23 protein-coding genes are annotated in these 25,820 nt (G+C 70.5%); 14 read left to right on the forward strand and 9 right to left on the reverse strand.

Going from position 1 to position 25,820, the window contains the following annotated elements:
- Position 1: 1 nt before the first annotated feature.
- The 4 genes from FLL47_RS36030 to FLL47_RS36045 all read left to right on the forward strand — a co-directional run bounded on the left by FLL47_RS36030 (position 2) and on the right by FLL47_RS36045 (position 4,432).
- On the forward strand, positions 2-511 hold the full coding sequence (locus FLL47_RS36030) for a SigE family RNA polymerase sigma factor (RefSeq protein WP_246159110.1): 510 nt from the start codon (positions 2-4) through the stop codon (positions 509-511).
- The gene (locus FLL47_RS36035) at positions 498-1,694 is read left to right on the forward strand and encodes a sialidase family protein (protein WP_144127140.1); all 1,197 of its coding nucleotides are present in this window, start codon (positions 498-500) and stop codon (positions 1,692-1,694) included. The genes FLL47_RS36030 and FLL47_RS36035 overlap by 14 nt, the downstream gene beginning before the upstream one ends.
- 214 nt (positions 1,695-1,908) lie before the next feature.
- Positions 1,909-3,303 carry a family 2B encapsulin nanocompartment shell protein gene (locus FLL47_RS36040; protein ID WP_425457795.1) on the forward strand — a complete coding sequence of 465 codons (1,395 nt, stop codon included), beginning with the start codon at positions 1,909-1,911 and terminating at the stop codon, positions 3,301-3,303.
- A gap of 91 nt (positions 3,304-3,394) precedes the next feature.
- Positions 3,395-4,432, forward strand: coding sequence for a family 2 encapsulin nanocompartment cargo protein polyprenyl transferase (locus tag FLL47_RS36045; RefSeq protein ID WP_144127142.1), 1,038 nt, complete (start codon positions 3,395-3,397; stop codon positions 4,430-4,432).
- Positions 4,433-4,612: 180 nt separating this feature from the next.
- Here the strand turns inward: FLL47_RS36045 and FLL47_RS36050 are convergent, their stop codons facing one another.
- The 3 genes from FLL47_RS36050 to FLL47_RS36060 form a co-directional block, all read right to left on the reverse strand.
- The gene (locus FLL47_RS36050) at positions 4,613-5,152 is read right to left on the reverse strand and encodes a DUF1697 domain-containing protein (protein WP_186316118.1); all 540 of its coding nucleotides are present in this window, start codon (positions 5,150-5,152) and stop codon (positions 4,613-4,615) included.
- Positions 5,149-5,961: an Fpg/Nei family DNA glycosylase gene (locus FLL47_RS36055; RefSeq protein ID WP_144127144.1), complete on the reverse strand. Its 813-nt coding sequence runs from the start codon at positions 5,959-5,961 to the stop codon at positions 5,149-5,151. Before FLL47_RS36055 ends, FLL47_RS36050 begins: the two co-directional genes overlap by 4 nt.
- Positions 5,962-6,025: 64 nt before the next feature.
- Positions 6,026-6,481, reverse strand: a complete 456-nt coding sequence (locus FLL47_RS36060; RefSeq protein WP_144127145.1) for a MarR family winged helix-turn-helix transcriptional regulator — start codon at positions 6,479-6,481, stop codon at positions 6,026-6,028.
- A 93-nt stretch (positions 6,482-6,574) separates the two neighbouring features.
- Between FLL47_RS36060 and FLL47_RS36065 the strand changes: the two genes are divergently transcribed.
- The 4 genes from FLL47_RS36065 to FLL47_RS36080 all read left to right on the forward strand — a co-directional run bounded on the left by FLL47_RS36065 (position 6,575) and on the right by FLL47_RS36080 (position 9,419).
- Positions 6,575-7,351 carry a pirin family protein gene (locus FLL47_RS36065; RefSeq protein WP_144127146.1) on the forward strand — a complete coding sequence of 259 codons (777 nt, stop codon included), beginning with the start codon at positions 6,575-6,577 and terminating at the stop codon, positions 7,349-7,351.
- A gap of 187 nt (positions 7,352-7,538) precedes the next feature.
- On the forward strand, positions 7,539-8,018 hold the full coding sequence (locus tag FLL47_RS36070; protein ID WP_246159112.1) for a GNAT family N-acetyltransferase: 480 nt from the start codon (positions 7,539-7,541) through the stop codon (positions 8,016-8,018).
- A gap of 173 nt (positions 8,019-8,191) precedes the next feature.
- Positions 8,192-8,941: a DUF2071 domain-containing protein gene (locus FLL47_RS36075; RefSeq protein ID WP_144127148.1), complete on the forward strand. Its 750-nt coding sequence runs from the start codon at positions 8,192-8,194 to the stop codon at positions 8,939-8,941.
- 130 nt (positions 8,942-9,071) lie between these two features.
- Entirely contained in the window at positions 9,072-9,419 is a 348-nt protein-coding gene (locus FLL47_RS36080) for a MazG nucleotide pyrophosphohydrolase domain-containing protein (RefSeq protein WP_144127149.1), read from the forward strand.
- Positions 9,420-9,554: 135 nt separating this feature from the next.
- Here FLL47_RS36080 and FLL47_RS36085 read toward each other — a convergent pair whose 3' ends face one another.
- From FLL47_RS36085 to FLL47_RS36100, 4 genes are all read right to left on the reverse strand, one after another.
- Complete coding sequence (locus FLL47_RS36085) at positions 9,555-11,006, reverse strand: MGH1-like glycoside hydrolase domain-containing protein (RefSeq protein WP_144127150.1); 1,452 nt, start codon at positions 11,004-11,006, stop codon at positions 9,555-9,557.
- Positions 11,003-11,914 (reverse strand): carbohydrate ABC transporter permease, encoded by a 912-nt coding sequence (locus tag FLL47_RS36090; RefSeq protein ID WP_144127151.1) that lies wholly within the window; start codon positions 11,912-11,914, stop codon positions 11,003-11,005. The genes FLL47_RS36085 and FLL47_RS36090 overlap by 4 nt, the downstream gene beginning before the upstream one ends.
- Before the next feature lie 27 nt (positions 11,915-11,941).
- The gene (locus tag FLL47_RS36095) at positions 11,942-12,910 is read right to left on the reverse strand and encodes a carbohydrate ABC transporter permease (RefSeq protein WP_144127152.1); all 969 of its coding nucleotides are present in this window, start codon (positions 12,908-12,910) and stop codon (positions 11,942-11,944) included.
- Between the two features lie 130 nt (positions 12,911-13,040).
- On the reverse strand, positions 13,041-14,351 hold the full coding sequence (locus FLL47_RS36100; protein ID WP_186316119.1) for an ABC transporter substrate-binding protein: 1,311 nt from the start codon (positions 14,349-14,351) through the stop codon (positions 13,041-13,043).
- Between the two features lie 395 nt (positions 14,352-14,746).
- On the opposite strand from FLL47_RS36100, the gene FLL47_RS36105 reads away from it, so the two are divergent.
- From FLL47_RS36105 to FLL47_RS36115, 3 genes are all read left to right on the forward strand, one after another.
- Complete coding sequence (locus FLL47_RS36105) at positions 14,747-15,769, forward strand: LacI family DNA-binding transcriptional regulator (protein WP_144127154.1); 1,023 nt, start codon at positions 14,747-14,749, stop codon at positions 15,767-15,769.
- A gap of 39 nt (positions 15,770-15,808) precedes the next feature.
- Positions 15,809-17,239 carry a GH1 family beta-glucosidase gene (locus FLL47_RS36110; RefSeq protein ID WP_144127155.1) on the forward strand — a complete coding sequence of 477 codons (1,431 nt, stop codon included), beginning with the start codon at positions 15,809-15,811 and terminating at the stop codon, positions 17,237-17,239.
- Between the two features lie 149 nt (positions 17,240-17,388).
- Positions 17,389-19,749 (forward strand): glycoside hydrolase 5 family protein, encoded by a 2,361-nt coding sequence (locus FLL47_RS36115; protein ID WP_144127156.1) that lies wholly within the window; start codon positions 17,389-17,391, stop codon positions 19,747-19,749.
- 110 nt (positions 19,750-19,859) lie between these two features.
- On the opposite strand, the gene FLL47_RS36120 is transcribed toward FLL47_RS36115, so the two are convergent.
- Positions 19,860-20,390, reverse strand: coding sequence for an HAD domain-containing protein (locus tag FLL47_RS36120; protein WP_144127157.1), 531 nt, complete (start codon positions 20,388-20,390; stop codon positions 19,860-19,862).
- Positions 20,391-20,639: 249 nt separating this feature from the next.
- Between FLL47_RS36120 and FLL47_RS36125 the strand changes: the two genes are divergently transcribed.
- The 3 genes from FLL47_RS36125 (at position 20,640) to FLL47_RS36135 (ending at position 24,500) form a co-directional block, all read left to right on the forward strand.
- Entirely contained in the window at positions 20,640-22,061 is a 1,422-nt protein-coding gene (locus FLL47_RS36125; RefSeq protein ID WP_144127158.1) for a GGDEF domain-containing protein, read from the forward strand.
- A gap of 54 nt (positions 22,062-22,115) precedes the next feature.
- A complete protein-coding gene (locus tag FLL47_RS36130) occupies positions 22,116-22,796 on the forward strand; it encodes a DUF1345 domain-containing protein (RefSeq protein ID WP_144127159.1) in 681 nt (226 codons plus the stop codon).
- Between the two features lie 324 nt (positions 22,797-23,120).
- Positions 23,121-24,500: an alpha/beta hydrolase domain-containing protein gene (locus FLL47_RS36135; RefSeq protein WP_144127160.1), complete on the forward strand. Its 1,380-nt coding sequence runs from the start codon at positions 23,121-23,123 to the stop codon at positions 24,498-24,500.
- A gap of 93 nt (positions 24,501-24,593) precedes the next feature.
- On the opposite strand, the gene FLL47_RS36140 is transcribed toward FLL47_RS36135, so the two are convergent.
- Positions 24,594-25,760: an endonuclease gene (locus FLL47_RS36140; protein WP_144127161.1), complete on the reverse strand. Its 1,167-nt coding sequence runs from the start codon at positions 25,758-25,760 to the stop codon at positions 24,594-24,596.
- Positions 25,761-25,820 lie beyond the last annotated feature (60 nt).

Here is a 25,820-nt window from a genome sequence, read left to right on the forward strand (position 1 = left end):
GGTGCCGGATCATTCGTTCGACGACTTCGTCCATGCCGCCCTGCCCGCGCTCGGCCGGTACGCGTACGCCCTGACCGGCGAGCGCGCGGCCGGTGAGGACCTGATCCAGGACACCCTGGTCAAGGTCGCCGGAGCGTGGCGGCGGGTGCACCGCGACGGCAGTCCGCTGGCGTATGCGCGCACGACGATGCTCAACACGTACCTGAGCGCGTGGCGGATCCGCCGCAGGCGGCCGGCCAGCGTGCCGCTGGAGGACGACTGGCCCGGCCCTGACGCGTACGGCCCGGTCGATGTGCGTGATCAGCTGCGCCGCGCGCTGGACGCGCTGCCGCGGGCCCAGCGGGCGGTGCTGGTGCTCGGTTTTCTCGACGATCTGTCCGATGAGGAGATCGCCCTGATGCTGGACCGCCGCCCGGCCACGGTGCGCTCGCTGCGCCACCGCGGCCTGGCGGCGCTGCGCCGGCAGCTCGACGGCGACCAGGTGGAGGGCGGTCCGTATGCACGACGTTGAGCGACTCCTGCGCGAGGAACTGAACCGGCGGTCGGAGCTGCCCGCTCCTTCGGCAGCCGCGGTCGTCACCGCGGTGCACGGCCTGCGCCACCGCCGCCGGGTCACCGCGGTCGCGGCGTTGTGCGCGGTCACGGTGCTGGCCACGCTGGCCGGAACGATCTCCGCGTTGCGGCCCTCGGCTTCCGCACCACCGGCGGTTCCGTCCCCGCCGCCCGTCGGCGAGGTGTGGCTGACCCTGCCGCCGGACGTCCGCTTCGCCGACGCCGACCATGGATTCGCCCTGGCCCGGTCGTGCTCGGCGAACCTGTGCCAGCTCTACCTCGCGGCGAGCGCGGACGGCGGCGCGACCTGGCAGCGGCACCCCGTGCCGGGCGAGACGTTTCCCGAGGAGCAGCGCGCAGGGCAGGTCCACCTGCGCGTGCTCGGCGCCACCAAGGTCGCGCTGGACGCGTTCGACGGCACCCGGCGCAGGTTCACCGCCGACGGCGGCCGGACCTGGACCAGTCCGCGCGTGGAGCCGCAGGGCACGGTGGCGGAGATCCCCGACGGCGGGCTCGCCGAGGTCCGGTCGAACACCGGGCGGCCCATCGACATCGTGGTGCTCCGCCCGGACGGCACCTCGGCGCTGCTCGCCACCCCGCCTCTGACCAAGCCGCTGACCTCGATGTGGACGAACGTGCTGCGCGGCGACGACGGCAGCGCCTGGGTGTACGGCGGCGACGACACCAGGACCTGGTTGTGGGTCAGCCGGGACCGGGGCCGCACCTGGCGGGACGTGCCGCTGCCCGGCGACGCCGCGGGGCCGGGCGCGGGCCAGGGTCCGCACCTGGAGTACGGCCGGATCGTGTATGTCGTGGAGACGTTCCCGAAGCGCCGGGTGTGGCGCAGCACCGACGACGGCGCGCACTGGGCGGACATCAGCCGGGACCTGCCACCGGACCCGGGCGGAGACGCCGGGCTGGGTGCGGTGGTCTGCTTCGACGGCACCCTGCTGGTGTACGAGCCGATGACGGGCGCCGTCTACCGGGCCATGCCGTCCGAGGCCAGGTTGGGCCGGGTGGGCGACGCGCCGCTCTGGCAGCGGGCCGGCGGCCGCTACCTGCGGGGCGCCGGGCCGAAGGGGTCCGACGGGCCCTACGAGCATTCCCCCGACGGGCTGACCTGGACCCCGCTGACGCTGTAGCCGGGCACCGATCAAGGCTCCGTTCACGCCGCTCACCCGGCGAGGACGGAGCCTTGGTCTTGTCCGGGGGCGGCCGCACCCTAACAGAGGACGATCACCACTTCCAGACCTTTCGTTCATACCACTTGAACACTAAGAATTAGTGCGAACCGGACACACCGGCGGGAAGACTCCCGCCGGTTCGTACTACCAGAGGTGGGTGATGGTGGTGTCTGTGGATTCCTCCGCGGAAGTCGAGAGTGGACAGGCACGGTCGAGTCTGGCCACGGCGGCGGCCCGCAATCTGGCGACGACGACGAAGTCGGCGCCGCAGATGCAGGAGATCTCGTCCCGGTGGCTGCTGCGCATGCTGCCGTGGGTGCAGGTCAAGGGCGGCACGTACCGGGTCAACCGGCGGCTGAGCTACGCGGTCGGCGACGGACGGGTCAGCTTCACCACGATCGGCGCGCAGGTCAAGGTGGTGCCACCGGAGCTGTGCGAGCTGCCGCTGCTGCGCGACTTCGAGGACCTCGGCGTGCTCGGCGCGCTGGCCGACCGCTTCACGCAGGCCGAGTACGCGCCCGGCGACGTGATCGTGGAGGCCGGCCAGCCAGCCGACAAGGTGCACCTGATCGCCCACGGCAAGGTCAACAAGCTGGGCACCGGCAAGTACGGCGACCGGATCGTGCTCGGCGTACTGGCCGACGGGGAGTACTTCGGCGACCAGTCGCTGGTCAAGCTCGGCAGCACCTGGGACGTCACCGTCAAGGCGGTGACCAGCTGCATCGTGATGTCGCTGAGCCGTGGCGCGTTCGACGAGGTCGTCGGGCAGTCCGAGCAGCTGCGCGACCACGTCCGGCGCCACCAGGCCAACCCGGTACCGCCGCAGAACAAACACGGCGAGGCCGCGATCGAGATCTCGGCGGGCCACATCGGCGAGGCGCAGCTGCCCGGCACGTTCGTCGACTACGAGCTGACCCCCCGGGAGTACGAGCTCAGCGTCGCGCAGACCGTGCTCCAGGTGCACACCCGGGTCGCCGACCTCTACAACGAGCCGATGAACCAGATCGAGCAGCAGTTGCGGCTCACCATCGAGGCGCTCAAGGAACGCCAGGAGCACGAGCTGATCAACCACCGGGAGTTCGGGCTGCTCCACAACGCCGACCTCAAACAGCGGATACACACCCGCACCGGGCCGCCGACCCCCGACGACCTGGACGAGCTGCTCAGCCGGCGGCGCAGCTCGCACCTGTTCCTCGCCCACCCGCAGGCCATCGCCGCCTTCGGCCGCGAGTGCACCCGCCGGGGCATCTACCCGCAGGGCGTGGAGATCAACGGGAGCACGGTGCCCGCCTGGCGCGGCGTGCCGCTGCTGCCCTGCAACAAGATCCCGGTGAGCCCGACCCGGACCACCTCGATCCTCGTGATGCGTCTCGGCGAGCAGGAGCAGGGCGTCATCGGCCTGCACCAGACCGGCCTGCCCGACGAGTACCAGCCGAGCCTGTCGGTGCGCTTCATGGGCATCAACGACAAGGCGATCCTGTCGTACCTGGTCAGCGCCTACTACTCCGCCGCGGTGCTGGTCCCCGACGCGCTCGGGGTGCTGGAGAACGTGGAACTCGGCCACTGATTCCGCCGCCGGGCACCTTGCCGGCGTGTGCGCACGTTGGACAGGGTGCCCGGCGTCTTGTCGTTAGCCCTTCGGGAGAGGTGGTACCACCATGAGCACTGTGGAGATGGCACGCGGTCAGTCCGCACGGGACGTGCTGGCGTGGAGCCGCACCCTCGTCGACCCCGCGTTAAGAACCGCGGTCGGCACGCTGCGGCCCTCGATGCGCCGCATTTCGGGGTATCACTTCGGCTGGTGGGACGCCGACGGCACGCCCGCCACCGGGGACGCCGGCAAGGCGATCCGCCCGGCGCTGGCACTCGTGGCGGCCGAGTCGGTGGGCGGCGACGCCGCCCACGCGGTGCCCGCGGCGGTCGCGGTGGAGTTGATCCACAACTTCTCGCTGCTGCACGACGACATCATGGACGGCGACGTCACCCGGCGGCACCGGCCCACCGCGTGGACGGTGTTCGGGCAGGCCCCCGCCATCCTGGCCGGTGACGCGCTGCTCGCCCTGGGCTTCGACGTGCTCGCCGGATGCGGGCACCCGGCCGTGCCCGAGGCGGGCCGCCTGCTCAACACCGCGGTCCAGGAGCTGCTCGACGGGCAGAGCGCGGACCTGGAGTTCGAGGAGCGCGACGACGTACGCCTCGCCGAGTGCCTGTCCATGGCCGAGTCGAAGACGGCCGCGCTGCTGGGCGGGGCGTGCGCCCTCGGCGCCCTGCTCGGCGGCGGAACGTCCGAGCAGGTCGCGGCGCTGACCGAGTTCGGCCGCCGGATGGGGCTGGCCTTCCAGTTCGTCGACGACCTGCTCGGCATCTGGGGCGACCCGGCGGTCACCGGCAAGCCGGTGCACTCCGACCTGGCCAGCCGCAAGAAGTCGCTGCCGGTCGTCGCCGCGCTCACCTCCGGCACCCCCGCCGGGCACGAGCTGGGCCTGCTCTACCAGCGCCAAGGCCCACTCGACGGACCGGAGCTGACCCACGCCGCCGAGCTGGTCGACGCGGCAGGTGCCCGCGCCTGGGCCCGCGCCCGAGCGGACGCCCTGCTGGCCCAGGCGCTACGCCGGCTGCACAGCGCCGACCTGGCCCTGGCCCCCGCCTCCCAGCTACACGCCCTGGCCCGCCTCGCCACCCACCGCCAACGCTGACCCGCCCCACCCCCGCCTTGCGTAGACGCTGGCCCTTGCGTAGACGCTGGCCCTTGCGTAGACGCTGGCCTATGTCATCGAATTCGATCTACTTATTGTCGATGACATAGGCCAGCGTCGATGACAGCGGCGGGCGTGGACGCGAATCGGACCGCCCGGCCGCGGCTCGGTTCGGCCGGGTCAGGAGAGCAGGGTGGAGAGTTTGGTGACCGTGTTCCAGTTGCGGGCGGTGGCGACGGTTACGCCTAGGCGCTTCTGGAAGAGCAGGTGGGTCAGTTTGGTCTCGGCGGAGCCGGCGGGCAGCCACATGTGCACCTCGCGCTCCCCCGCAGCGACCTGCTCGCCGGGCTTGGCCAGCGCCTCGACCTCGGCCAGTTTGGCGGGGTCGACCGGGCCGGACAGGAACACCACGAAGTGGCGGGACGGGTTGTCGGCCACCTTGCCGAGCGGGTCGTGCGCGATGATCCGGGCCAGGTCGGCCCCGTCACGGACCAGGCAGCCGACGGACATACCCAGCTCGGCCTCGATGGCCCGCTCCAACTGCTTGGCAAGCGCCTGCTGGTCCGACGACGCGCTGCCGAAGACCACGTTGCCGCTCTGCAGCAGCGTCTTCACGTCCTCGTGGCCCAGGCCCTCGACCAGTTTGCGCAGGTCGGCCATGGCGATCTTCTTGTTGCCGCCGACGTTGATCCCGCGCAGCAGTCCCGCGTATCGCTTCACGACGCGCCCTTCTGACAGGTGGCACACCAGTACGAGTTGCGCCCGGCCAGCGCGCCGCGGCTGACCACGGTGCCGCAGACCAGGCAGGGCTGGTCCGGGCGGCGGTACACGTAGACCTCGCCGCCGTGCCGGTCCACCCGCGGCGGCCGGCCCATCGCCTCGGGTTCGTGCTCGGGGCGTACGGTGTCGATCCGGCCGCTGAGCACGGCCTTGCCCATCAGGTCGACCAGGTCGGCCCACAGCTCCCGCCAGCCGTCGGGAGTGAGCGTGCGACCGGGCGCGGTCGGCGCGAGTCCGGCCCGGAAAAGCGCCTCCAGCACGAAGATGAGGCCGGTGCCGGCCACGATCGACTGATCGAGCAGCAGCGCGGCCAGCGCGTTGTTGCTGCGCCGGATGCGTTCGTACGCCTGCTCCGGCTTGGCGTCGGCACGCAGCGGGTCGGCGCCCAGGCGGGCGCGCAGCGCGTCGACCTCCGGCGGGTCGAGCAGTTCGCAGGCGGTCGGGCCGCGCAGGTCGAGCCAGTGCCGGGTGTTGGCCATCCGCAGCCGGATCTGCCCGACCGGCAGCGGGACGGGCAGGTCGCCGTCGGCGAACTTGCCGTAGAGCCCCAGGTGCACGTGCAGGGTGACGTCGCCGTAGTGGTGCAGCAGGTGCTTGCCGTACGCCTCGGTGTCGAGCAGCACCGCGCCGCTGATCCGGGCCGCGCCTTCCGCGAACCTGCCCTGCGGGCTGGTGACGGCGACCGGCTCCCCCGCGAACAGTTCACGGTGCCGGTCGGCGAGCCGGCGTACGGTGTGTCCCTCGGGCATCGGTACACGATAGTCGGCGGGCCGCGCCCGCCGCGACAGCGCGCGGCGCGGTGTCGGCCTGGGGTCAGCCGAGCAGGTGCGCCCGCATGCGCGTGTACGCGTCGCGGATGTGCGCACGGTCGGCCTCACTCAGGTGGTCGAACATGTGCGCGCGCACCGCGCTGACGTGGCCGGGAGCGGCCTCGGCGAGCTTGGCCGCGCCCGCCTCGGTGAGCTCGGCGTGCATGCCGCGCCGGTCGTCGTCGCACTCGACCCGGCGCACCCAGCCCGCGTCCTCGAGCCGGGTCACCGCGCGGGTCACCCCGCTGCGGGAGGTGAAGCTGGCGTCGGCGAGGTCACGCATGCGCAGGCGGTGCCCCGGTGCCTCGGACAGGAGGACGAGCAGCTCATAATCGGCGAAAGAGACCCCGGAGTCCGTTTCGAGCTGCCGGTCGAGCGCGTGGATCAGCAGCCGGGTGCCCTCCAGGTATGCCCGCCACGTCGCCTGCTCGTCATCGTCCAGCCACCGCGTCTCTGCCATGCCTGCAGTCTACCGGGAATAGTTGACCACGCAACAATGTCGTGTATGCTGTAGTCGTTGACAAAGCAACGACCCGATCGAAAGGCAACGGCCGTGAAGACCTCCACCGCCAAGCCCCGCCGCGAGCTCATCGACGTCCGGTACGCCGACGAGCGGGCCAAGACCCGCATCGGCTGGCTGGACTCCAAGCACTCGTTCTCGTTCGGTCGCCACTACGACCCGCGCAACACCCACCACGGGCTGCTGCTGGTCAACAACGACGACATCGTCACGCCCGGCTTCGGCTTCGAGACGCACCCGCACCGCGACATGGAGATCGTGACCTGGGTGCTGCGCGGCTCGCTGGTGCACCAGGACTCCACCGGCCACTCCGGCGTCATCTACCCGGGCCTGGCCCAGCGGATGAGCGCGGGCACCGGCATCATGCACTCGGAGAAGAACGACTCCTGGCGGCTGCAGGGCGACAAGCACGCCGACCCGGTGCACTTCATCCAGATGTGGGTGGTGCCGGACACCGACAGCATCACGCCCGGCTACGAACAGCTCGAGATCGACGACGAGCTGCTGCGCGGCGGCCTGGTGACGGTGGCCTCCGGCATGAAGCAGCACGCCGGTGCCTCCGCGATCCGGATCAAGAACCGGCACGCGGCGCTGCACGTCGCACGCCTGGAGGCGGGCGACAGCGTCGAGCTGCCGAACGCGCCGTACCTGCACCTGTTCGTGGCGCGCGGCGCCGTGACCATGGAGCAGGCGAGCACCCTGGCCCAGGGCGACGCGGTGCGGCTGACCGGCAGCGGCGGCCAGCGCATCACCGCGAGCGCGCCGGCCGAAGTGATGGTCTGGGAGATGCACGCCACCATCGCCGGCTGACGGCCCCACAGCCCCGGACCCCCGACCTGCGCCCTAACGCGGCCGGGGGTCCGGCCCCACGCCGGGCCCGCCGTGATCGGCGACCGCCGGGCCGCCGTGGCAGCGGCGGCCGACGGAGTCCGGCCGAGACCGAGGGCGATGGGAAATGCGCTGGCCGCGGGCGTCGCGGCCGGGGCACGATGGCCGGGTGCCGCCGACCGTCACCATCGCCCTCACCTCCCCGCACACCACCGCGGCCCGCGGCGCGCTGCGCGCCTACTTCACCGACATCGTCGGCCGCTACCACGGCCGTGCGGCCTGTTCGACCGAGATCGACCAGGTGCTCGCCGACACCGACGCCCTCGAACCACCGCACGGCCTGCTCTGGCTCGCCGGCCAGGAGACGGCGGTGCTCGGCTGCGCCGGGCTGCGATTCGTGCCCGGTGGCATCGGCGAGGTGACCCGGGTGTGGGTCAGTCCTGCGGCGCGCCGCCGCGGCGTGGCGTCGGCGCTGCTGGCGACTGTGGAGGCGGCCGCCCGCGAGCACGGGCTGTCGCTGCTGCGCCTGGACACCCGCGACGATCTGGTCGAGGCCCGCGCCCTGTACGCCCGCTGCGGCTTCACCGAGGTGCCCGCGTTCAACGACGACGTCTACGCCCGGCACTGGTTCGCAAAAACGCTCGGATGACCGACGTATCAACCCACGCGCGCTGACTGGACCTGGACGACCTCCTGCCCGGGCATCGCGCGGCGAGGCACGTCGCCCGTCCGGCCAACTCGCCGCACATGACACTTGAGCATTTGCTCAAATAATCCTACAGTTTCCTTGAGCAGATGCTCAAAATCGAAGGAGCTGTCGAGATGCTGCCGCGCTTACAGAGCGAGATCCAACGTCGCCTGCTGGTGAACTACCGCGCCGACCCCGACCTGGTCGCCCGGCTGCTGCCCGAGCCGTTCCGGCCGCAGCTGGTGCGTGGCGCGGCCGTGGCCGGCATCTGCCTGATCCGGCTGGGCGACACCCGACTGCCCGGCCTGCCTCGCGCCGCCGGCCTGCGCGCCACCGAGAACGGCGCGCACCGTCTCGCCGTCGAGTGGAACAGCCCCGACGGGGTCCGCACCGGTGTCTTCATCCCCCGCCGCGACAGCCACTCCCGCGCCACCGTGGCACTCGGCGGACGGCTCTACCCCGGTCGGCACCACCGCTCGGTCTTCACCGCCACCGAGACCGACATCGACCTGCGGGTGTCGTTCCGCTCCACCGACGACGAGGCGTACGTCGACGTCCACGCCCGCATCACCGACCACCTCAGCGGCAGCACCCTGTTCACCGACCTCGACGAGGCCTCGCGGTTCTTCCGCACCGGAGCCGACGGCTACTCCCCGTCCCGCCGCCCCGGCGTCCACGAGGGCCTGCGCCTGGTCTCCTCGCGATGGGACGTCGAGCCTGCTCAAGTGCTGCACGCCCGCTCATCGTTCTACGACGACCGCAGCCTGTTCCCGGCCGGCTCCGTCGAGCTGGACGGGGCGCTGGTCATGCGCCGCATTCCGGTCACCTGGCAGGCCCTGCCCCCACTCACCGCGCCCGTCCGCGAACCCGCCGCGGCACGCTGAAGATCTGTTTTCGTGGGCGCTGGATGCTGCCATGGCGACGTCCAGCGTCCACAAGAACGGATCTTGCCGCCCTTGGCGAACGATAGGGTTCCGGGCGTCCGGACACGGGACGACGGAGGAGACGGGAACCATGACCGACCTGGGCGAGCTGCAGCAACGGGCCCTGCGGGTGAGCGACCTCTACGACGAGCTGAACCAGCGCGGACGCGGTCGCACGTGGACCCGCGAAGAGCTGATGCTCGGCTTCGTCGGCGACGTCGGCGACCTGGCGAAGCTGGTGATGGCCGCCGAGGGCGCCCGGCATATGCCCGGCGGCCGCGACGCGCTCGCCCACGAGCTGGCCGACTGCCTGTGGTCGGTGCTGGTGCTGGCCCGCAAGTACGACTTCGATCTCGCCGCGGAGTTCGGCCGAACAATGGACCAGCTCGAACAGCACGTCACCGCCATGATCGCCGAGCTGCCCGCCACCGAAGCCTGACCGGCGCCGAGGGCTTTGTCCGGGCTGACACGCCCACCGCGCCCCGCCGCGCGTGCCGCCGCAGCCCAGAGGCCACCCCCCGTTAAGCAGGTGCCCTTCCTCTACCTATAGCGATGTGAAGGTGCCCTTCCTTCGTCAGAGGGTGTGGTGGCCGGGGGTGAGGGGGATTTCGCGGTCGGGGAGGGAGAGGGTGATCGGGCCGTCGGTTTCGACGGTGAGGGTGGTGTCGTCGGCGATGACGGTGACGCGGGTGTCGCCGACGCGGAGGTTGCGGATGCCGGTGCGGCCGGGCAGGTGGCGGCGGTAGCGGACGGTGCGGGTGAGGGCGTCCACGCGGAAGCCGAGGACGTGCTCGATGAGCATGGAGATCGGGGCGAGGGCGGACCAGCCGCAGAAGTCGGGGCGTACGGGAGTGCGGTCGTCCTTGGCCGTCGACGGGGCCGGGCGGGTGGGTGAGTAGGCCTCCCAGATGGTCGCGGGCGAGTACTCGGACCAGGTGCGGGCCATGTGGCGGATCAGGTCGCGGGACGCGCGGTGGGCCAGGTCCTCGTGGCCGGAGTCGGCCAGCGCGCGGGCGCTCGCGTAGGCGACCGGGACCCACACGCCGCCGCGCCAGTACATGCCGTCGGGGCGGAACTCGGGGTCGTCGCGGGCCACCGACGGCCAGGGCACCGGTCCCCCGAAGCACTTCGGGTCGGCCAGCGCCGCCGCCAGCGCGTCGGCCTGGGTCGCGTCGCAGGCGCCGGCCAGCAGCGGCCAGTACACCGCGGGCGTGCGGACCCGGTGGAAGTTGTACGGCTCCTCGGCGAACCGGTCGAAGTAGCAGCCGTGCTCAGCCGACCAGAAGTCGTTCACCAGCGCGACGAGCCGCGCGTGGTGCGCGTCGTACTCGTCGGCCAGCACCGTCTCGCCGATGAGCCGGGCCAGCGTGGCGATGGACCGGGCGGACAGGGCCTGCTGGGCCGCGACGTCGAACCACAGGATGTCACCGGACGTGCCGTGCTCGCCCTGGATCGGCGCGCGCGGCGTGTTGTCCATGCCGCTGGTCACGCCCTCCCAGAGGTAGCCGCGCGGCACGCGCTCCACGGTGGTCGCGATGTTGCTGTGCGGGAAGCGGCTGCCCGCCGGGGTGCCCTCCATGAACGCGAAGTGCTGCTGCAGGTAGGCCTTGTCGCGCAGCAGCCACCGGACCCGGTCGAGGTCGCCGGTGTGGCGGACGTACTCCTCCTCGGACCAGGCGAACAGCGGCGGGTTGTCCGGGTGGTGGATCTTCAGGGAGGTGGGTTCGGCGTCGTACATCGGGCGGTAGAAGTTGTCGAAGCTCTCCACCCCCGGGAACAGGTCGGGGGCGTACTTGCAGAAGTGCGCCATGAAGCAGGTGTCCCAGATCCAGATCGTGTCCGGATCGAAGCCCTCGTCCATGTACGGCGAGCGCGGCGCGCCCTCGCGCGTGACCACGTGGTCGTAGGCCAGCTCCCAGGCGGCCCAGTACAGGTCGACGAGTTCGGGTTCGGCGTCGAGGACCGGCTCGGGCAGCGCGGCCCGGTCCAGCGGGCGGCCGACGGCGACTGGCTGGGGCAGGTTCATTTGATCTCCGCGATGGCGACGCCCTTGTCGATGTACTTCTGCCCGAGGGCGTACAGGACGACGGGTGGGATGAGCGAGATGACGATGGCCGCCATGAGCATGGGCAGCGACGAGCCGAACGGCGAGGTGAAGTAGAGCAGGCCCAGCGGCAGGGTGCGGTTCTCCTCGCCGGTGAGGTAGATCAGCGGGCCGAACAGCTCGCGCCAGCTGCCCAGGAACGTGAACACCGCGACCACGATGATGACCGGTTTGGACTGCGGCAGGATGATGTGCCACCAGGTGCGCAGGGTGCCGCAGCCGTCGATGCGGGCGGCCTCGTCGACCTCGCGCGGCAGGCTCAGGAAGAACTGCCGGAACAGGAAGATCTCGAACGCGGCGCCGAACAGCTTCGGGATCAGCAGCGGGTAGAAGGTGTCGATCCAGCCGATCTCGCGGTAGAAGCGGTACAGCGAGATGGTCATGACCTGGCCGGGCAGCATCATGGTCGCGAGCACGACCATGAACAGCGCGTTGCGGCCGGGGAAGCGGAAGCGGGAGAAGCCGTACGCCACGAACGACGACGACAGGATGTTGACCACCACGGCGTACACGGCGAGCCACAGGCTGTTGCCGATGTAGTGCAGGAACTCGTACTTGAAGATGACGTCGGTGAAGTTCTCCCAGCGGAACGGGCTCGGGATCCACTCGAACGGCACCGCGAAGTACTGGTTGGTGTCCTTGAGCGACTGCGACACCAGCCATACGAACGGGAACAGCAGCAGCAGGCAGAACAGGCTCAGCGCGGTGATCCGCGCGGTCAGCTCCCAGCGTGCCCGGCTGTTGCGGCGGCGGCGCACGGTGGCGGTGCGCGCGGCCGGGGCGGCGGGCGGCACGTCGCCGCTGCGCGGCTTGTCCAACACGTCTTGCATGGCAATCCTCCGGTGGGTGGGCCGCGGTCAGTTCTGGTCGGCGTCGCCGTACGCGGTGAAGCGCCGGGCCAGCCAGAGCACCAGGCCGGTCAGCACCAGGGTCGCGGCGAACATGATGAACGCCAGCGCCGACGCGTAGCCCATGTCCTGGTAGACGAAGCCCTTGACGTACAGGTAGGTCACGAACGTGCCGAGGCTGTTCTCGTAGCCCAGCGGGTTGCCGGTGGCGACGCCGCCGCTGTTGGCGAAGGCGAGCGGGGTCTCGAAGACCTGGATGTGCCCGATCAGCGCCATGACGGTGTTGAACACGATGACCGGCGACAGCAGCGGCAGGGTGACCTTGCGAAACATCTGCCACGGCCCGGCCCCGTCGACCCGGGCGGCCTCGAAGTAGCTGGCCGGAATGCCCTTGAGCCCGGCCAGGAAGATCAGCATGGTGCCGCCGGCGAACCACACGTTGACCAGGATCAGCGCGACCAGCGCCAGCCAGGGCTTCTCCGAGTCGCCGAGCCAGTTCACCGGCTCGGTGCCGAACAGGCTCAGGAACATGTTCGCCAGGCCCACCTCACCGCCCCGGAACACCTGCTTGAACAGGTATGCGGTGGCGATGCCGACGAGCAGGCTGGGCACGTAGATCAGGGTGCGGAAGACGTGGTTGCCGCGGAAGTCCTTGAACAGCAGCAGGGCCAGCACCAGGCCGAGGCAGATCGAGATGACCGTCGAGCCGATCACGTAGATCAGCATGTTGCCGGCGATGGTGGCGAACACCGGGTCGTCGGTGAGGATCTTCTCGTAGTTGTCGGTGCCCACGAACCGGATCGTGCGGAACACGTTGGCCTTGGACAGGCTGGTCATGAACGCGGCGATGAGCGGCGCGACGCCGAACATCAGGAAGCCCAGCAGCCACGGGCTGATGTAGAGGTAGCCCTGCACGCCCTCGCGCCGCCACCAGCGCCGCTTCAAGCGCGGCCGCTGCTCGGCCGAAACCATGCTCATGATGTACGCCTCCGGTCGGAACCTGTGGAACGGCAGTGAACGGGCGAAACGCCGTCCGGCAGCCCCCGTGGCGGCCGGTCGGGCCGGTGCGGCCCCGCGTGAACCTGCGGGGCCGCACCGGCGGGTCACGCTACTGCGACAGCAGCGCGTTGCCCTTCTTCTCGATCTCGCCGGCGGCCTGCTCGGGGGTGAGCTTGCCGCGGCCGAGGTCGTCGATGATCAGGCCGACGTCCTTGCCCAGCTCCTCCTTGACGGTCAGCAGACCGGGGCGGAAGGCCGGCACGGAGGCCAGCAGGGTCGGGCCGAACTCCTTGGGGGTGATGAAGTCCGGCAGCTTCTTGAGCGCCTCGACGTCGACCGGCACGTCGCTGAACTTCGCGAACTCGACCTGGTTCTCGGTCTTGAGCATCCACTTGAGGAACTGCCAGGCCTCCTTCGGGTGCTCGCTCTCCGCGGAGATCGCGTACCCGTTGGCGCCGGAGTAGAGGACCAGGCTGTCGCCGACCTTCGGCAGCGGGAAGACGCCGATGTTCGGGGACTTGGCGGCGATGTCGGCGAAGTTCCAGGGACCGACCCGGGCCATGGCGACCTTGCCGGTACGCAGGCTGTCCAGGTCACCGTTGAGCCACTGGTTCTCGCGCTGCTCGTCGATCGGCGGCACGATCTTGTCGGTGAACAGGCTGGCGTAGTCGGCCAGGCCCGCGATGCCCTGCGGGCTGTTCACGGTGACCTTCGTCGGGCTGACGAAGTTGTCGTACATAGAGCCGCCGCGCATCGCGATCAGCGACTCCCAGAAGTTGATGCTGCCCGGGTGCAGGGCGTACTGGGTGACCTTGCCGGCACCGTTGACCTTGGTGAGCTTCTTCGCCATCTCCTTGAAGGCGTCGAAGGTCATCGGTACGGACGGGTCGGGCGTGGCCACGCCGGCGGCCTTGAAAAGGTCCTTGTTGTAGCCGACCAGCGGCACGGAGATGCCGACGGGCATCGCGTACTGCTTGTCCTTCCAGCCGAACACGCCGACCGGGCCGGGCTGGGCACCGGCGATGGCGCCGGAGTAGTCGTCCATCTTCTTGAGGTCGGCGAAGACCTCGTTGTCGAAGTACGACGCCGCGAAGCAGGAGCACAGGCCGACCACGTCGTAGGCGTTGCCGCCGGCGGTGGTGGTCTTCACCTTGTCCCAGTAGGCGTCCCAGGGCAGGAACTCAGACTTGATCTTGATGTTGGGGTTGGCCGCCTCGAAGCCGTCGAGCCACTTGCGGTAGAGCGCGTCCTTCTCGGGGGTGTTGCTCCACCAGCCCCAGCTGATGGTGACCGGGCCGCTTTCGGCCTCGGGTTCGTCGGCACTGCCGCAGGCCGCCGTGACGAGCGACGCGGCCAGCAGCAGCGCGCTCAGGACGACGCCGGGCCTCCGGCGGGACTTCCTGGATCGAGCATGCTCCATAGTGAACTCCTGTGAGGTGCGATGCGCGTGGAGAGGTGCGGAAGCGTTGCGTCCGGCCGGCTCGTGCGGGCCCCCGGAGTGCGAACCCCCGGCGGTCCTGTCGCGACCCATCAAGACGCGATGGCGAACTAAATCGAAACAGTGACCGGGACCATAGCCCGCCCTCGCAAGTACGTCAACACCGTGTTACGCCGGAAACTTTTGCGCCATGTCCTCAGAGGAGCATTACCGCAGATGAGCCTGTATCCCATCCTGTGTCAGCGATCAGCCCCAGCCCGCCTCGGATCGACCGGGGTCTTCCGCACGACGGAGCGCGCTGCTACTGTCCCGGTCCGTAACAAAATCGGTTTAGTAGCAACGACCAGGGAGCTGCCCATGCGGAACGGAGGACGGCCGTGAAGCGCCCGACCATCGCCGACATCGCCGGCCGCGCGGGTGTATCCCGGTCTGCGGTCTCGTTCGCACTCAACGACCAGCCCGGCGTCTCCGAGGAGACCCGCCAGCGGGTCCTGGCGGTGGCGTCCGAACTGGGCTGGCGACCGCACAGCGCGGCCCGCGCCCTGCGCGGCGGCCGGGCCGGCGCGATCGGCCTGGCCCTGCAACGGCCCGCGCGGCTGCTCGGGGCCGAGCCGTTCACCATGGAGCTGATCAGCGGCCTGGAGTCCGAACTGTCGGCCCGCTCCTGCGGGCTCAACCTGCAGGTCGTCGAGGACACCGAGGCCGAGATCGCCACCTACCGCCGGTGGTGGGCCGAGCACCGGGTCGACGGCGTCATCGTGCTCAACCTGCGCGACGACGACCCCCGTGTCGGTGTGCTGGAAGACCTGCACCTGCCCGCGGTCGTCATCGGCGGGCCCGCCGGCACCGGAACGCTGCCGAGCATCTGGTCGCAGGACGCGTCCGGCATGACCGACGTCATCGAATACCTGGCCGCACTCGGCCACCGGCGGCTGGCCCACGTGTCCGGCGATCCGAACATGCGCCACATCGTCGACCGCGCCGACGCGCTGCGGGAGGTGTGCCGCCTGCGCGGCCTGCCCGAGCCGCTGACGGTGCGCGCCGACTACTCCGACGAGGACAGCGCGCAGGCCACCCGGCGGTTGCTGGCCGCACCGGACCGGCCGACCGCGATCATCTACCACACCGACCTGACCGCGGTGACCGGACTCGAAGTGGCGCTGGAGATGGGCCTGTCCGTGCCGGACGAGCTGTCCCTGGTCGCGTTCAACGACTCCCGGCTGTGCCGCCTGGTCAACCCGAAGCTCACCGCACTGGCCCACGACATCCCGGGCCGGGGCGCGCAGGCGGCGCGCATGCTCTTCGCCGCCATCGAGGGCGGGCCGGGAGCCGACTCCCAGCCCGCCGAGCCCTACCGGTTGCTGCCCCGCGGCAGCACCGGCGTGTACCGCACGCGCTGAACCGCCCGACAGGGCCCTCACCCGCAAGGAGAGCCGCCGATGACCGCCCCCACGGAGACCGCGCCCGACCGCCGTTTCGCACCGCCGGAGTTCCCCGCGGGATTCCGCTGGGGCGCGGCCACCGCGGCGTTCCAGGTCGAGGGCGCCCTGGACGTCGACGGGCGTACGCCGTCGGTCTGGGACACCTTCACCGCCGTCCCCGGGCGGGTGGACAACGGCGACCGGGCCGACCTGGCCGTCGACCACTACCGCCGCTACCGCGACGACGTGGCGCTGATGGCGCAGCTCGGCCTGAACACCTACCGCTTCTCGGTGTCGTGGCCCCGGGTGCAGCCCGACGGGCGCGGCGCGGCCAACGGCAAGGGGCTGGACTTCTACTCCCGGCTGGTGGACGAACTGCTGGCCAAAGGGATCGAGCCGATGCTGACCCTCTACCACTGGGACCACCCGCAGGTGCTGCAGGACGCGGGCGGCTGGGCGAACCGGGACATGACCGAACGCTTCGCCGACTACACCGCGCTGGTCGCGGCACGGCTCGGCGACCGGGTGCCGCTGTGGGTCACCCTGAACGAGCCGTGGTGCACCGCGTTCCTGGGGCACGCCTCCGGCATCCACGCCCCCGGCATCGCCGACGACGCCACCACCCTGACCGTGGCCCACCACCTCAACCTGGCCCACGGCCTGGGCGTGCAGGCACTGCGGGCGGCCCTGCCACGCACCGCGCAGGTATCCGTCGCGCTCAACCCGGCCCCGGTGCGCACACCCGTGGACACCCCGGAGAACCGGGACGCGGTGCGCCGTGCCGACGCGCTGCGCAACCGCATCTTCCTCGACCCGCTGCTGCGCGGGGAGTATCCCGCCGACCTGATCGCCGACACCGCGCACGTCACCGACTGGGGCTTCGTGCACGACGGGGACCTGGCCACCGTCACCGCGCCGATCGACCTGCTGGGCGTGAACTACTACACGCCGCTGTACGTCGCCGCGGGTCCCGGCCCCGCCGACCCGTACAACCGCTGGGTCGGCAGCGACGGCCTCGTCCACATCGCACCCGCCGACGGCCCGTCCACCATCCACGGCGTCGTCGACGCGGGCGCCCTGCGCGAGCTGCTCAACCGCATCCGCCACGATTACGGCCCGGTGCCGATCGTCATCGCCGAGAACGGGGTGGCCTCCCCTGACCAGGTGGGCCCCGACGGCCGGGTCGACGACGCGGGACGGGTCGCCTACCTGCACGCGCACCTGGCCGCGCTGCACGACGCCATCACCGACGGCGTGGACGTGCGCGGCTACGTGATGTGGTCCCTGATCGACAACTTCGAGTGGGTGTACGGCTACAGCCAGCGCTTCGGCCTCATCCACGTCGACCGGGACACCCAGCACCGCACCATCAAGAACAGCGGCCACTGGTTCCGGCAGGTCATCGCCGCGAACGCCATCCCACCCCTGGACCCGCCCGCAGCCGGCTGACGGGCGTAGCAAGGAGCGGACCCGGGGACGCCTGCGTCCGTATTGGTTCAAAAATGCGCATTAATCGAAGCACGTCGCGTTCGGGGCGCCCGGCCCCGGATGCGGCGCTCCCCCCAGAGCACCAGGAGAGACACAGGTAGGAGACCTGCATGAAAGCTCTTCGGCTCAACCGGCTCACCATCCCGTTCGTGATTGCGATGGTCCTCGCCGTGGTGTTACCACTGATGGTCGGCAACAAGGCGAACGCCGCCCCCGGCTTCGTCACCACGTCGGGCACGAAGTTCATGCTCGACGGCAAGCCCTTCTACGTCGCGGGCACCAACAGCCACTACCTCGGCTGGGGCACGCGCGGCGAGGTCGACTCGATGCTCGGCTACGCCGACGCGAGCAACTACAACGTCGTACGCGGCATCCTGCACTCGGTCACCGGGTCGCTGGACGGCACCACCAAGCCGCACATCTGGAACCCCGCCAGCACCGGTGACGCGTCCAACATGGGTATGCACGGGACGTACCTGATCTACTGGGACACCGCCACCAACACGTACGCCTTCAACCCGAGCACCACCAACGGGCTCGGCCGCTGGGACTACGTCATCGCCAGGGCCGCGCAGCTCGGCCTGAAGCTGAACATCGCGATGATGGACTTCTGGCAGTGGGCGGGCGGCACCCAGCAGATCAACTCGTGGTACATCCCGGGCTACAACGGGTCGAGCCACGCGCAGCGCTACACGTTCTTCTACAGCGACCCCCGCACCAAGCAGCTGTACAAGGACTGGGTCAGCTTCGTACTCAACCGCACCAACAGCATCACGGGCGTGAAGTACAAGGACGACCCGACCATCTTCGCCTGGGACCTGATGAACGAGCCCGAGGTCAGCTCGGTGTCCCTGGCGCAGGGCTGGTACCAGGAGATGGCGTCCTACATCAAGGCGCAGGGCGCCCAGCAGCTGGTCACCACCGGCAGCGAGGGCTTCTACGGCGGGCAGGCGGGCTCCGACCCGAACACCGAGGCCGCCAACGTGCCGGCGATCGACTTCCAGACCTGGCACACCTACCCGACGTACCACAACGTCTCCCCCGCGCAGGTCAACAACCTGATCAACCAGCACTGCGCGACTGCGGTGGCCAGCGGCAAACCTGTGCTCATGCAGGAGTTCGCCTACCCGGCACGCAGCGCGGCGGAGAAGGTCACCCGGTCGAACATCTACAGCGGCTGGGCCGACACGATCTACAACAACAACGACTGCGCCGGCTGGCTGTCCTGGCGGGTCGAGGGCAAGGTCGTGCCCCCGGCGACCAGGCCGCACCCGCAGGACGACAACGTCAACCCGGCCACGTTCATCTGGCCGCCCGACAACGGCGAGGGCTTCTCCATCTACGGCGAGCCCGACACGTCCAAGGTGCAGTACGACCCGGCGTACCAGATGTTCGCGACCCAGGCCGCACGCCTGATCGCGAAGAACGGCGGCGTCCTGCCGTCGTCGCCGCCGCCGGCCTCTCCCTCTCCCCCGGCCTCGCCGTCGCCGTCGGCCAGCCCGTCGCCACAGCCCCCGGGCACCGTCAACGTCGACGACTCGGTCCAGGGCACCGGGCAGAACCAGTGGAACTACAGCGGCTGGAACCACTGCACCGCCTGCAACGAGACCGCCCCGGCGGTCTACTACAACGCCAGCCAGAGCTGGAGCCTCAACGCCGGTGAGACCGCGACGCTGGCCTTCAACGGCACCCGGGTCGTCTACCGGGCCGTGACGGGCTCACACCACGGCATCGCCGCGGTGTCGATCGACGGCGGCACCGAGGTGAACGTCGACCTCTACGCCACGACCAAGACCGGCGACGTGGCGGTCTGGACCAGCCCGGTGCTGTCCGCGGGCAACCACACGCTGCGGATCCGCAACACCGGCACCAAGAACGCCAGCGCCGCCGGCACGGTCGTCACCCTTGACCGGGCCGTCGTCACCGGCGGGTCCACCACCTCCCCGTCGCCGTCCGCGCCGCCGGCCTCGCCGTCGCCGCAGCCGTCGACCAGCCCGCCGGCCACCGGTTTCGTCAAGGGCATCAACCTCAACGGGCCCGCGGTCGTCGTCGAGGGCAACCAGTGGGTCAGCCAGACCCAGGCCCAGTCCACCGGTTTCACCGTCTCCGGTGGCACGGCCCACACCAACACCGTCACGCCCAGCCCGCTGCCCGACGCCGCCACCGTGGACATGCTCCACACCGGGCTGCTCGGCACGGACCTGGGCACCATCACCATGAGCCAGACCGTGGCCAACGGCACCTACCAGGTGTACGTCTGGGAGATGGAGTCGGTGCAGGGCAACACCCGCCGGTTCAACGTCACCCTGGAAGGCATCCTCAAGGCCAGCAACCTCGGTGACCTGGCGCTGGGCCACTGGCGTGAGAACGGCGCGTACACCGTCACGGTGTCCGACGGCGTCCTCAACGTCAACGTGACCGGCGCGTACGGCAAGCCCGCCATCATGGGCCTGGCCATCTACCGCATCTGACCCCTCCCCGCCGGCCTGCTCCCGCAGGCCGGCGCCTACCCAGGATCGCCGTCTCGTATCGAAACCTGAGGTCCGACCTCGTTTTCGCCACGAGACGGCGATCTTTCTGGTCACCGGGGCGGGTCAGCCGCGCTCTCGCCGCGCGGTGCGGCAGAGGCCGCCAGCCATCGTCCGATGGCGGCGAAGTCCGCGCCGGTGAGGCCTCGGCCAGGGTCGACACGGTGCAGCAGCGCCCGGCCGCCGTGGTTCTCGGCCACCCACACCCGGTCCCGGTCGGTGAGCTCGTCGTCGACCCAGACGAACGCGCGTCCGGCGGCCCATTCGACCAGGCCACGGGTCTTCCAGTGCAGGCGCTCGTCCGGCTCGTCCTCGTCCGGCCAGTGCACGACCGGCAGGTCGGGCAGCCCGAGCCGTGGTGCGATCACCTCGTTGGCGTCGGCCATCCACGTCGTGGCCCAGACCAGGTCGCACGGCAGCGCCGACAGCAGACGGCCGTGCTCGGGATCCAGCCGGGCGAGCAGGGGGTGTGCATCGTCGTGCGGTGGCTCCGAGCGCGCGGGCTGCGGCGTGCTGCCGCCGAACGGGATCAGCGGTCCGTCGACGTCGAGGAACAGCAGCGGTCGGTCCACGGAACCCGGCATCAGCGCAGGATAACCGCTGTGGCGACCGAAGCGGTCGGCACCGGTGCGCGGTCGGTCTCCGTGCTGCGTCCCGCCCCGCGGACCGGCCCCCGGTCCGACGCAGCGCGGACCATTTCGGCCGCGCAGATCCGGAACGAGGACGTCGAGCCGGTATGCGGCATTAGGCTGAATGTGGTCCGCGACATCGGGAAATGCGTGGCATGGCGGGATGTGATGGGTCGCCACCTCAGCAAGGATGTCATCGATGACGTGACCGAGGTCGCGGCCGGCTGCGACTCGGTGGCACGCGCCTGCAACGCCGCGGTGTCCGTGCTGCACGGGCACACCGGCGCCGCGGTGGACGTCCTGCTGCTCAGCCCCGGCCAGCTCTCGGTCGTCGCGTTCAGCGGCGCCTGGCAGGCCCCCGCCGCGGTGCCGAGCCACTACGGCGTCGTGGGCCATGTGCTGGCCACCGGCAGGCCGGCGGCGATCGACGACGCCTCGATCGCGTATGCGGGCCTGCACACCGGACGCCCCGTCGGCTCCGTGGTCTGCGCCCCGCTCAGCGAGCCGTCCGACCTGCCCATCGGCGTGCTCAACATCGAGTTCGACCACGTCGTCACCGACCCCGTGCTGTGGGCGGACGAGCTCGCCGAGGTCGGCCGGCGGCTCCGGCAGCGCATCGACGAGCTCGGCGGCCCGCCCGCCGAATCGCGGGAGGAGCTGCTGCTACGGCATACGCTCGGCTTCGCCACCGCACACAGCGGCGTGCAGCTGGCCGGGATGGCCTGCCGCGCCGCGATCGAACTCACCGGCCTCGGCAGCGCGACGGTCCTGACGCGGCGCATCACGCCGCCGGGCCAGGCACAGCACCCGCTCCGGCAGACCGCCGCCCACACCGCCGCCGGGGCATGCGACCTCCCCGCGCAGGTCACCGAGCTGCCGACCCACCTGCTGTCGGCCCTGGTTGACGCGGTCTGCCGGCACGGGGCCTCGCGCACCCTGGGCGACCCGTCCGGGGAGGACGTCCGGGGCTTCGAACCTCTCGTGCAGGCCGGGGTGCGGACGCTGCTCGCCTTCCCGGTGCGGGGAACGGCGCCCGACCCGCGGCTGGAAGTGGCGATGCTGGTCATGGACGAGCTGGAGGTGCGCGTCGACCCGGGCACCGTCACCGTGCTGGAACTGCTCATGGCCAACGCCGCCGAGTGCTACGACCGCCTCGGGGCGCTGCACCAGATGCAGGCGCTGGCCGAGACGGATCCGCTGACCGGCCTGCGCCACGTCGGCCCGTTCACCGAGCAGCTCGCCGCGGCCCGGATCGGGCGCACCGCGCTGCTCGTCATCGACGTGGACAACTTCAAGCAGATCAACGACCGGCTCGGCCACGCCGCCGGCGACAAGGTGCTCGTCGACCTCGCCACCGGGATGCGCGAGTGCCTGCGAAAGGGCGACGAGCTGTTCCGGGTCGGCGGCGACGAGTTCGTCGCGATCGTCGACGTCCCCGACGACGCCGAGGCCGTGCGTGTCGCCGACCGGCTCGTCGCCGCGGCCCGCGACAACGGCAGCGCGGTCAGCGTCGGCGTCGCGTTGCGCCGGCCCGCCGAGCCCGCCGAAGCCACCCTGCGCCGCGCCGACCTGGCCATGTACAGCGCCAAGCAGGACACCCAGTACGCGGTGTGCTCGGCGGAGTGACCGCCGCCGCCCGAGTCCGCACCCGAGCGCGGGCCGACCGTGGAGACTGGATTCATGGCCGACGTCCCGTCCCCGACGCTGTATCACCGGTGGCTGGGCTGGCACGCCCCGGCGCTGCGGCGCGCTGCCGTGGTGGCGTGCCTCGGCATCGTCACGGGGGCCGCACTGGCCATGATCACATCCTGGGAGCTGGCCGCGATCGGCGGCTGGAACGTGATGGCACTGACCTTCCTGGTCGCGACCTGGCCGATGATCATCAGGGCGAACGGCGCCACCACCCGCAAGCTCGCCGTACGCGAGGACGAGAGCCGTGGCTCCGCCACGCTGCTGCTGCTCGCGGCGAGCGTGGCCAGCCTGACCGGTGTCTTCGTCGCGTTGCGGCTGGCCGGGCTGTCCAGCGGCTCGCTACGGGGACTGTTCGTCGCGGTCGCGGGGTCGACGGTCGTCGTCTCGTGGGTCGTGGTCAACACCGTGTTCACACTGCGCTACGCGCACCTGTACTTCCGCTCGCCGGGTGGCGCGATCCAGTTCGGAGCGCAGCAGCAGGAGCAGCCCGACTACCGCGACTTCGCGTACGTGGCCTTCACCATCGGGATGACGTACCAGGTGTCGGACACGACGTTGCGCGACCGGCGGGTACGGCGGACCGTGCTGGTGCATGCGCTGGTGGCGTACCTGTTCGGGGTGGTGATCGTCGCGGGGGCGATCAATCTCATCGCCGGGCTGGTCCGCTAGCCGAAGCAGCTCGAGCAGCAGGCAAGCCGCCAAGATACGCCCCGTACCCGGACCTGCTGTCTCCCCGGAGTGCTGGTGCGCTATTCGGGCAAACGATGCGCTTTGGGATGGTATGTATGAAACGTGATGATCATCGAGGCGGGCAGAGCCCGTCCACACCATGTTCACAGCGCCCGGTGTCCCAACGGACGATCCAGGCCGGGCGCCGGACGTAGCCGGGTCGTCTGGACCGGCCTGGTCGCCGGACTGATCCTGTGGCCCGGCATTGCGGCGGCCGCCAGCCCGCTTGCGCCGGGGAGCACTCCCCAACGGTGGATCGCCGCGGTGGCGGCATCCGGTCATGGCGGTGCCGCCGGCCCCGCCGCGGGCGGCGACCACGGTGATGGTCGCGGCTGCGACCTCGACCCGCGGCCGGGGCATCCGTCCGGGCAGCCAGCCGCGGCCGGGGCCGCCCGGACACGGGCCAGTCAGGATCCGCCGGCTGCCGCACCGGGACGGCTGCTGCCGCCGACCGCCACGCGCGTGCAGGCCGGGCGCGTCTCCTACTGCCGGTACGACGGCATCTTCGAGGGACGGACGTCCACCGGCGCGTTCCGGGTGCCGTACCGGCTGTCGACCAGCGGGCACCCCCGCCACGGCGACGGGACCGTCATCGTGGAGCCTTCGCACTTCGCCATCGGGCTCGGGCTTCTCGAGCAGCGCCTGCAACCCGACCTGATCTTCGGCAACGGGTTCACCCATGCGGGGATCGGCTGGAGCACCGCATCGTTCGGGCCGGGCGCGGACCTGCGCATCCTCGATCCGACCGTGCCCGGAGTGTTCATCGAAGGCGGGTTCGTCGAGGAGAACGGGCGCACCGACCACGAGATCATCGCCGAGTTCGCCCGTACCCTCGCGGTCGACGATCAGGCGCGCGCCGTCCTGGGCTCCATCAAGCGGAGGTACCTGGCCGGGCTCTCCGACTCCACCATCCCCGTGCTCGACCTCGTCACGACCGGCCGCGCCACGGGAGTGTCCGATCTGGCCCTGGCGGTGACCACCGAGTTCACCGACCCGCAACTCGCGCTGCAGGCCGGCGCATACCCGGGCAAGGTCATCATCGTCAACTCCGAGATCGACGTCTCCGGCAACCTCATCGACAGGGGTGTCGTCCCCGGCCAGTACCGCTTCTACGCCGTGGCCGGCACGCCGCACATCCCTGACGACCTCGACGTGTCCGATGAACTCGACCGGACGACACCCGCGTCGTACGTGCCGGCGCTGCGGGCGCACTTCCTGCAGGCTGACCGGTGGGTGCGGCACGGCACGCCGCCGCCGGCGAGCTACCACCTGCAGAAGGACGGCAGCGAGGTGGTCCGCGACGCAAGCGGCAACGCGTTGGTCCTGGACACCCAGAACCGGCCCGTGCCACGGCTGCCGTTCCTCGAACTGGGCGAGGCCCGGTTCGTCGGCGACTTCATCGGCGGCTACGACAACGTGAGGTCCATCGCGGAGATCGGGTTCAGCTCGCACCGCGCATACCTCGACGCGTTCGCGCAACGGCTAGCCGACTACGCCGCGGCCGGGTACATCACCAAGAAGGACGCCGCCGACATGCGCGCCCGTGCGGCGCTGTGCGCGCCGTCGACGTTCACGCAGACCTACCGCGACCACTACGACAACTTCGTCACGATCACGCGCTGCCCATACGGCGACGGACGCTGATCGACGTCTCGGGGTCATGAGCTGCGGTCGACCGCAGCTCATGACCCCGACGGCAGCGCCTACAGGTAGTACGTCTGATCATTGACCGATCTGTCAGCCCCAGATCGCGGTGGCCCACTCCGGGTGGTCGATGAACGGGTTCCGGTTGCGCTGCCAGCTGTCGTAGATGACCTGGTTGCGGCGCTTCTCGAAGGCGTCCGGCGGGTCCTGCAGGTTCCACTGCAGCAGCACTGACAGCTTGCCGATGTAGGGCACCGACCCGTTGCTGGTGGAGTTGTTCAGCTCCAGGTTGGGCCAGCCGTCCTCGCCCTCGTACCGGATGGCCATGTACATCAGCATCCGTGCGACGTCGCCCTTGACCGCGTTGCGCGGCTCCCACGAGTCGGTGTCGGTGTAGTTGCCCGGCGCCTCGCCGACGGACGAGCCGCCCAGGTCGAAGTCCTTGTTGCCACGCGTCGAGTTGACCGTCACGTCCTCGGGGCGCAGGTGGTGCAGGTCGGTGCCGGGGCCGGTGGCGGTGCCGAAGTCACCGTGCGACTGCGCCCAGACGTGCTCGCGGTTCCAGTCATTGACCCCGCCGCCGTTGGTGGTCTTGCTCTGCGAGCGCCCGCTGTAGATCAGGATGACGTTGGCCGAATTGTTGGGATCCTGGTCGGTCGCCTTCAACCCCTCCCACACCTGCGCGTAAGTGATCTTCGTCTGCACCTTGATGATGCTGTGCAGCGCGGTCCGCAGCGCAGGGCCGGTCTTGCCGAGCGCACTCGCGTAGTACGTGGGGTCGTATGGTCCGCTCGACGAGCTGGGCGCGGGCGATGGCGTCGAGCCGCCGCCGAGGCTCATCGCGGTCGGGTCCTTGAGCCCGCCGTGTGAGAAGTACGCCGTCAGCGTGCCGGTGACGGTCACCTGCCGCCCCATCAGCCCGGGGTTGCTCTGCAACCCGAAGGTGCTGCGGTATGCCGCGGTGACCTGCACGTACAGCATGCGCGAGGTGCTCGACTCGGCCGCCGAATCGGCGATGGCGATCGCGGTGTCACCGGTGAACCCGGACTTGATCACCGTGTTCGTCGCGGTCGGCTGGCCGACGATGTAGCCGGCGACCGTGGCGGACCGGCCGTCCTGAGCGGACAGTGCTGCGGCGACCGTCAGCGGGGCCGCCGCCGAAGCTGACATGGTGGCGACGCCGGTGGCGACCGCGACCGCGGCGGCCAGCGCCACGGCGAGCCGCTTGCCGCCGACGGCAGTCAGCTTCGATGCATTCATGGCCAGAATGCTATGGGTCGCGGCGCGCGGACAGAAGAGGCGTGCTGTCGCATCGCGACA

This window comes from Catellatospora sichuanensis, assembly GCF_007483665.1.
In the GTDB taxonomy this organism is placed as follows: Bacteria; Actinomycetota; Actinomycetes; order Mycobacteriales; family Micromonosporaceae; genus Catellatospora; species Catellatospora sichuanensis.

Bases quoted from the DNA above. Each gene is read 5' to 3' on its own strand.
- FLL47_RS36035 (WP_144127140.1), top strand. From the start codon at position 498: ATGCACGACGTTGAGCGACTCCTGCGCGAGGAACTGAACCGGCGGTCG.
- FLL47_RS36045 (WP_144127142.1), top strand. From the start codon at position 3,395: ATGAGCACTGTGGAGATGGCACGCGGTCAGTCCGCACGGGACGTGCTG.
- FLL47_RS36055 (WP_144127144.1), bottom strand. From the start codon at position 5,961: ATGCCCGAGGGACACACCGTACGCCGGCTCGCCGACCGGCACCGTGAA.
- FLL47_RS36060 (WP_144127145.1), bottom strand. From the start codon at position 6,481: ATGGCAGAGACGCGGTGGCTGGACGATGACGAGCAGGCGACGTGGCGG.
- FLL47_RS36075 (WP_144127148.1), top strand. From the start codon at position 8,192: ATGCTGCCGCGCTTACAGAGCGAGATCCAACGTCGCCTGCTGGTGAAC.
- FLL47_RS36080 (WP_144127149.1), top strand. From the start codon at position 9,072: ATGACCGACCTGGGCGAGCTGCAGCAACGGGCCCTGCGGGTGAGCGAC.
- FLL47_RS36085 (WP_144127150.1), bottom strand. From the start codon at position 11,006: ATGAACCTGCCCCAGCCAGTCGCCGTCGGCCGCCCGCTGGACCGGGCC.
- FLL47_RS36090 (WP_144127151.1), bottom strand. From the start codon at position 11,914: ATGCAAGACGTGTTGGACAAGCCGCGCAGCGGCGACGTGCCGCCCGCC.
- FLL47_RS36095 (WP_144127152.1), bottom strand. From the start codon at position 12,910: ATGAGCATGGTTTCGGCCGAGCAGCGGCCGCGCTTGAAGCGGCGCTGG.
- FLL47_RS36100 (WP_186316119.1), bottom strand. From the start codon at position 14,351: ATGGAGCATGCTCGATCCAGGAAGTCCCGCCGGAGGCCCGGCGTCGTC.
- FLL47_RS36110 (WP_144127155.1), top strand. From the start codon at position 15,809: ATGACCGCCCCCACGGAGACCGCGCCCGACCGCCGTTTCGCACCGCCG.
- FLL47_RS36115 (WP_144127156.1), top strand. From the start codon at position 17,389: ATGAAAGCTCTTCGGCTCAACCGGCTCACCATCCCGTTCGTGATTGCG.
- FLL47_RS36120 (WP_144127157.1), bottom strand. From the start codon at position 20,390: ATGCCGGGTTCCGTGGACCGACCGCTGCTGTTCCTCGACGTCGACGGA.
- FLL47_RS36130 (WP_144127159.1), top strand. From the start codon at position 22,116: ATGGCCGACGTCCCGTCCCCGACGCTGTATCACCGGTGGCTGGGCTGG.
- FLL47_RS36140 (WP_144127161.1), bottom strand. From the start codon at position 25,760: ATGAATGCATCGAAGCTGACTGCCGTCGGCGGCAAGCGGCTCGCCGTG.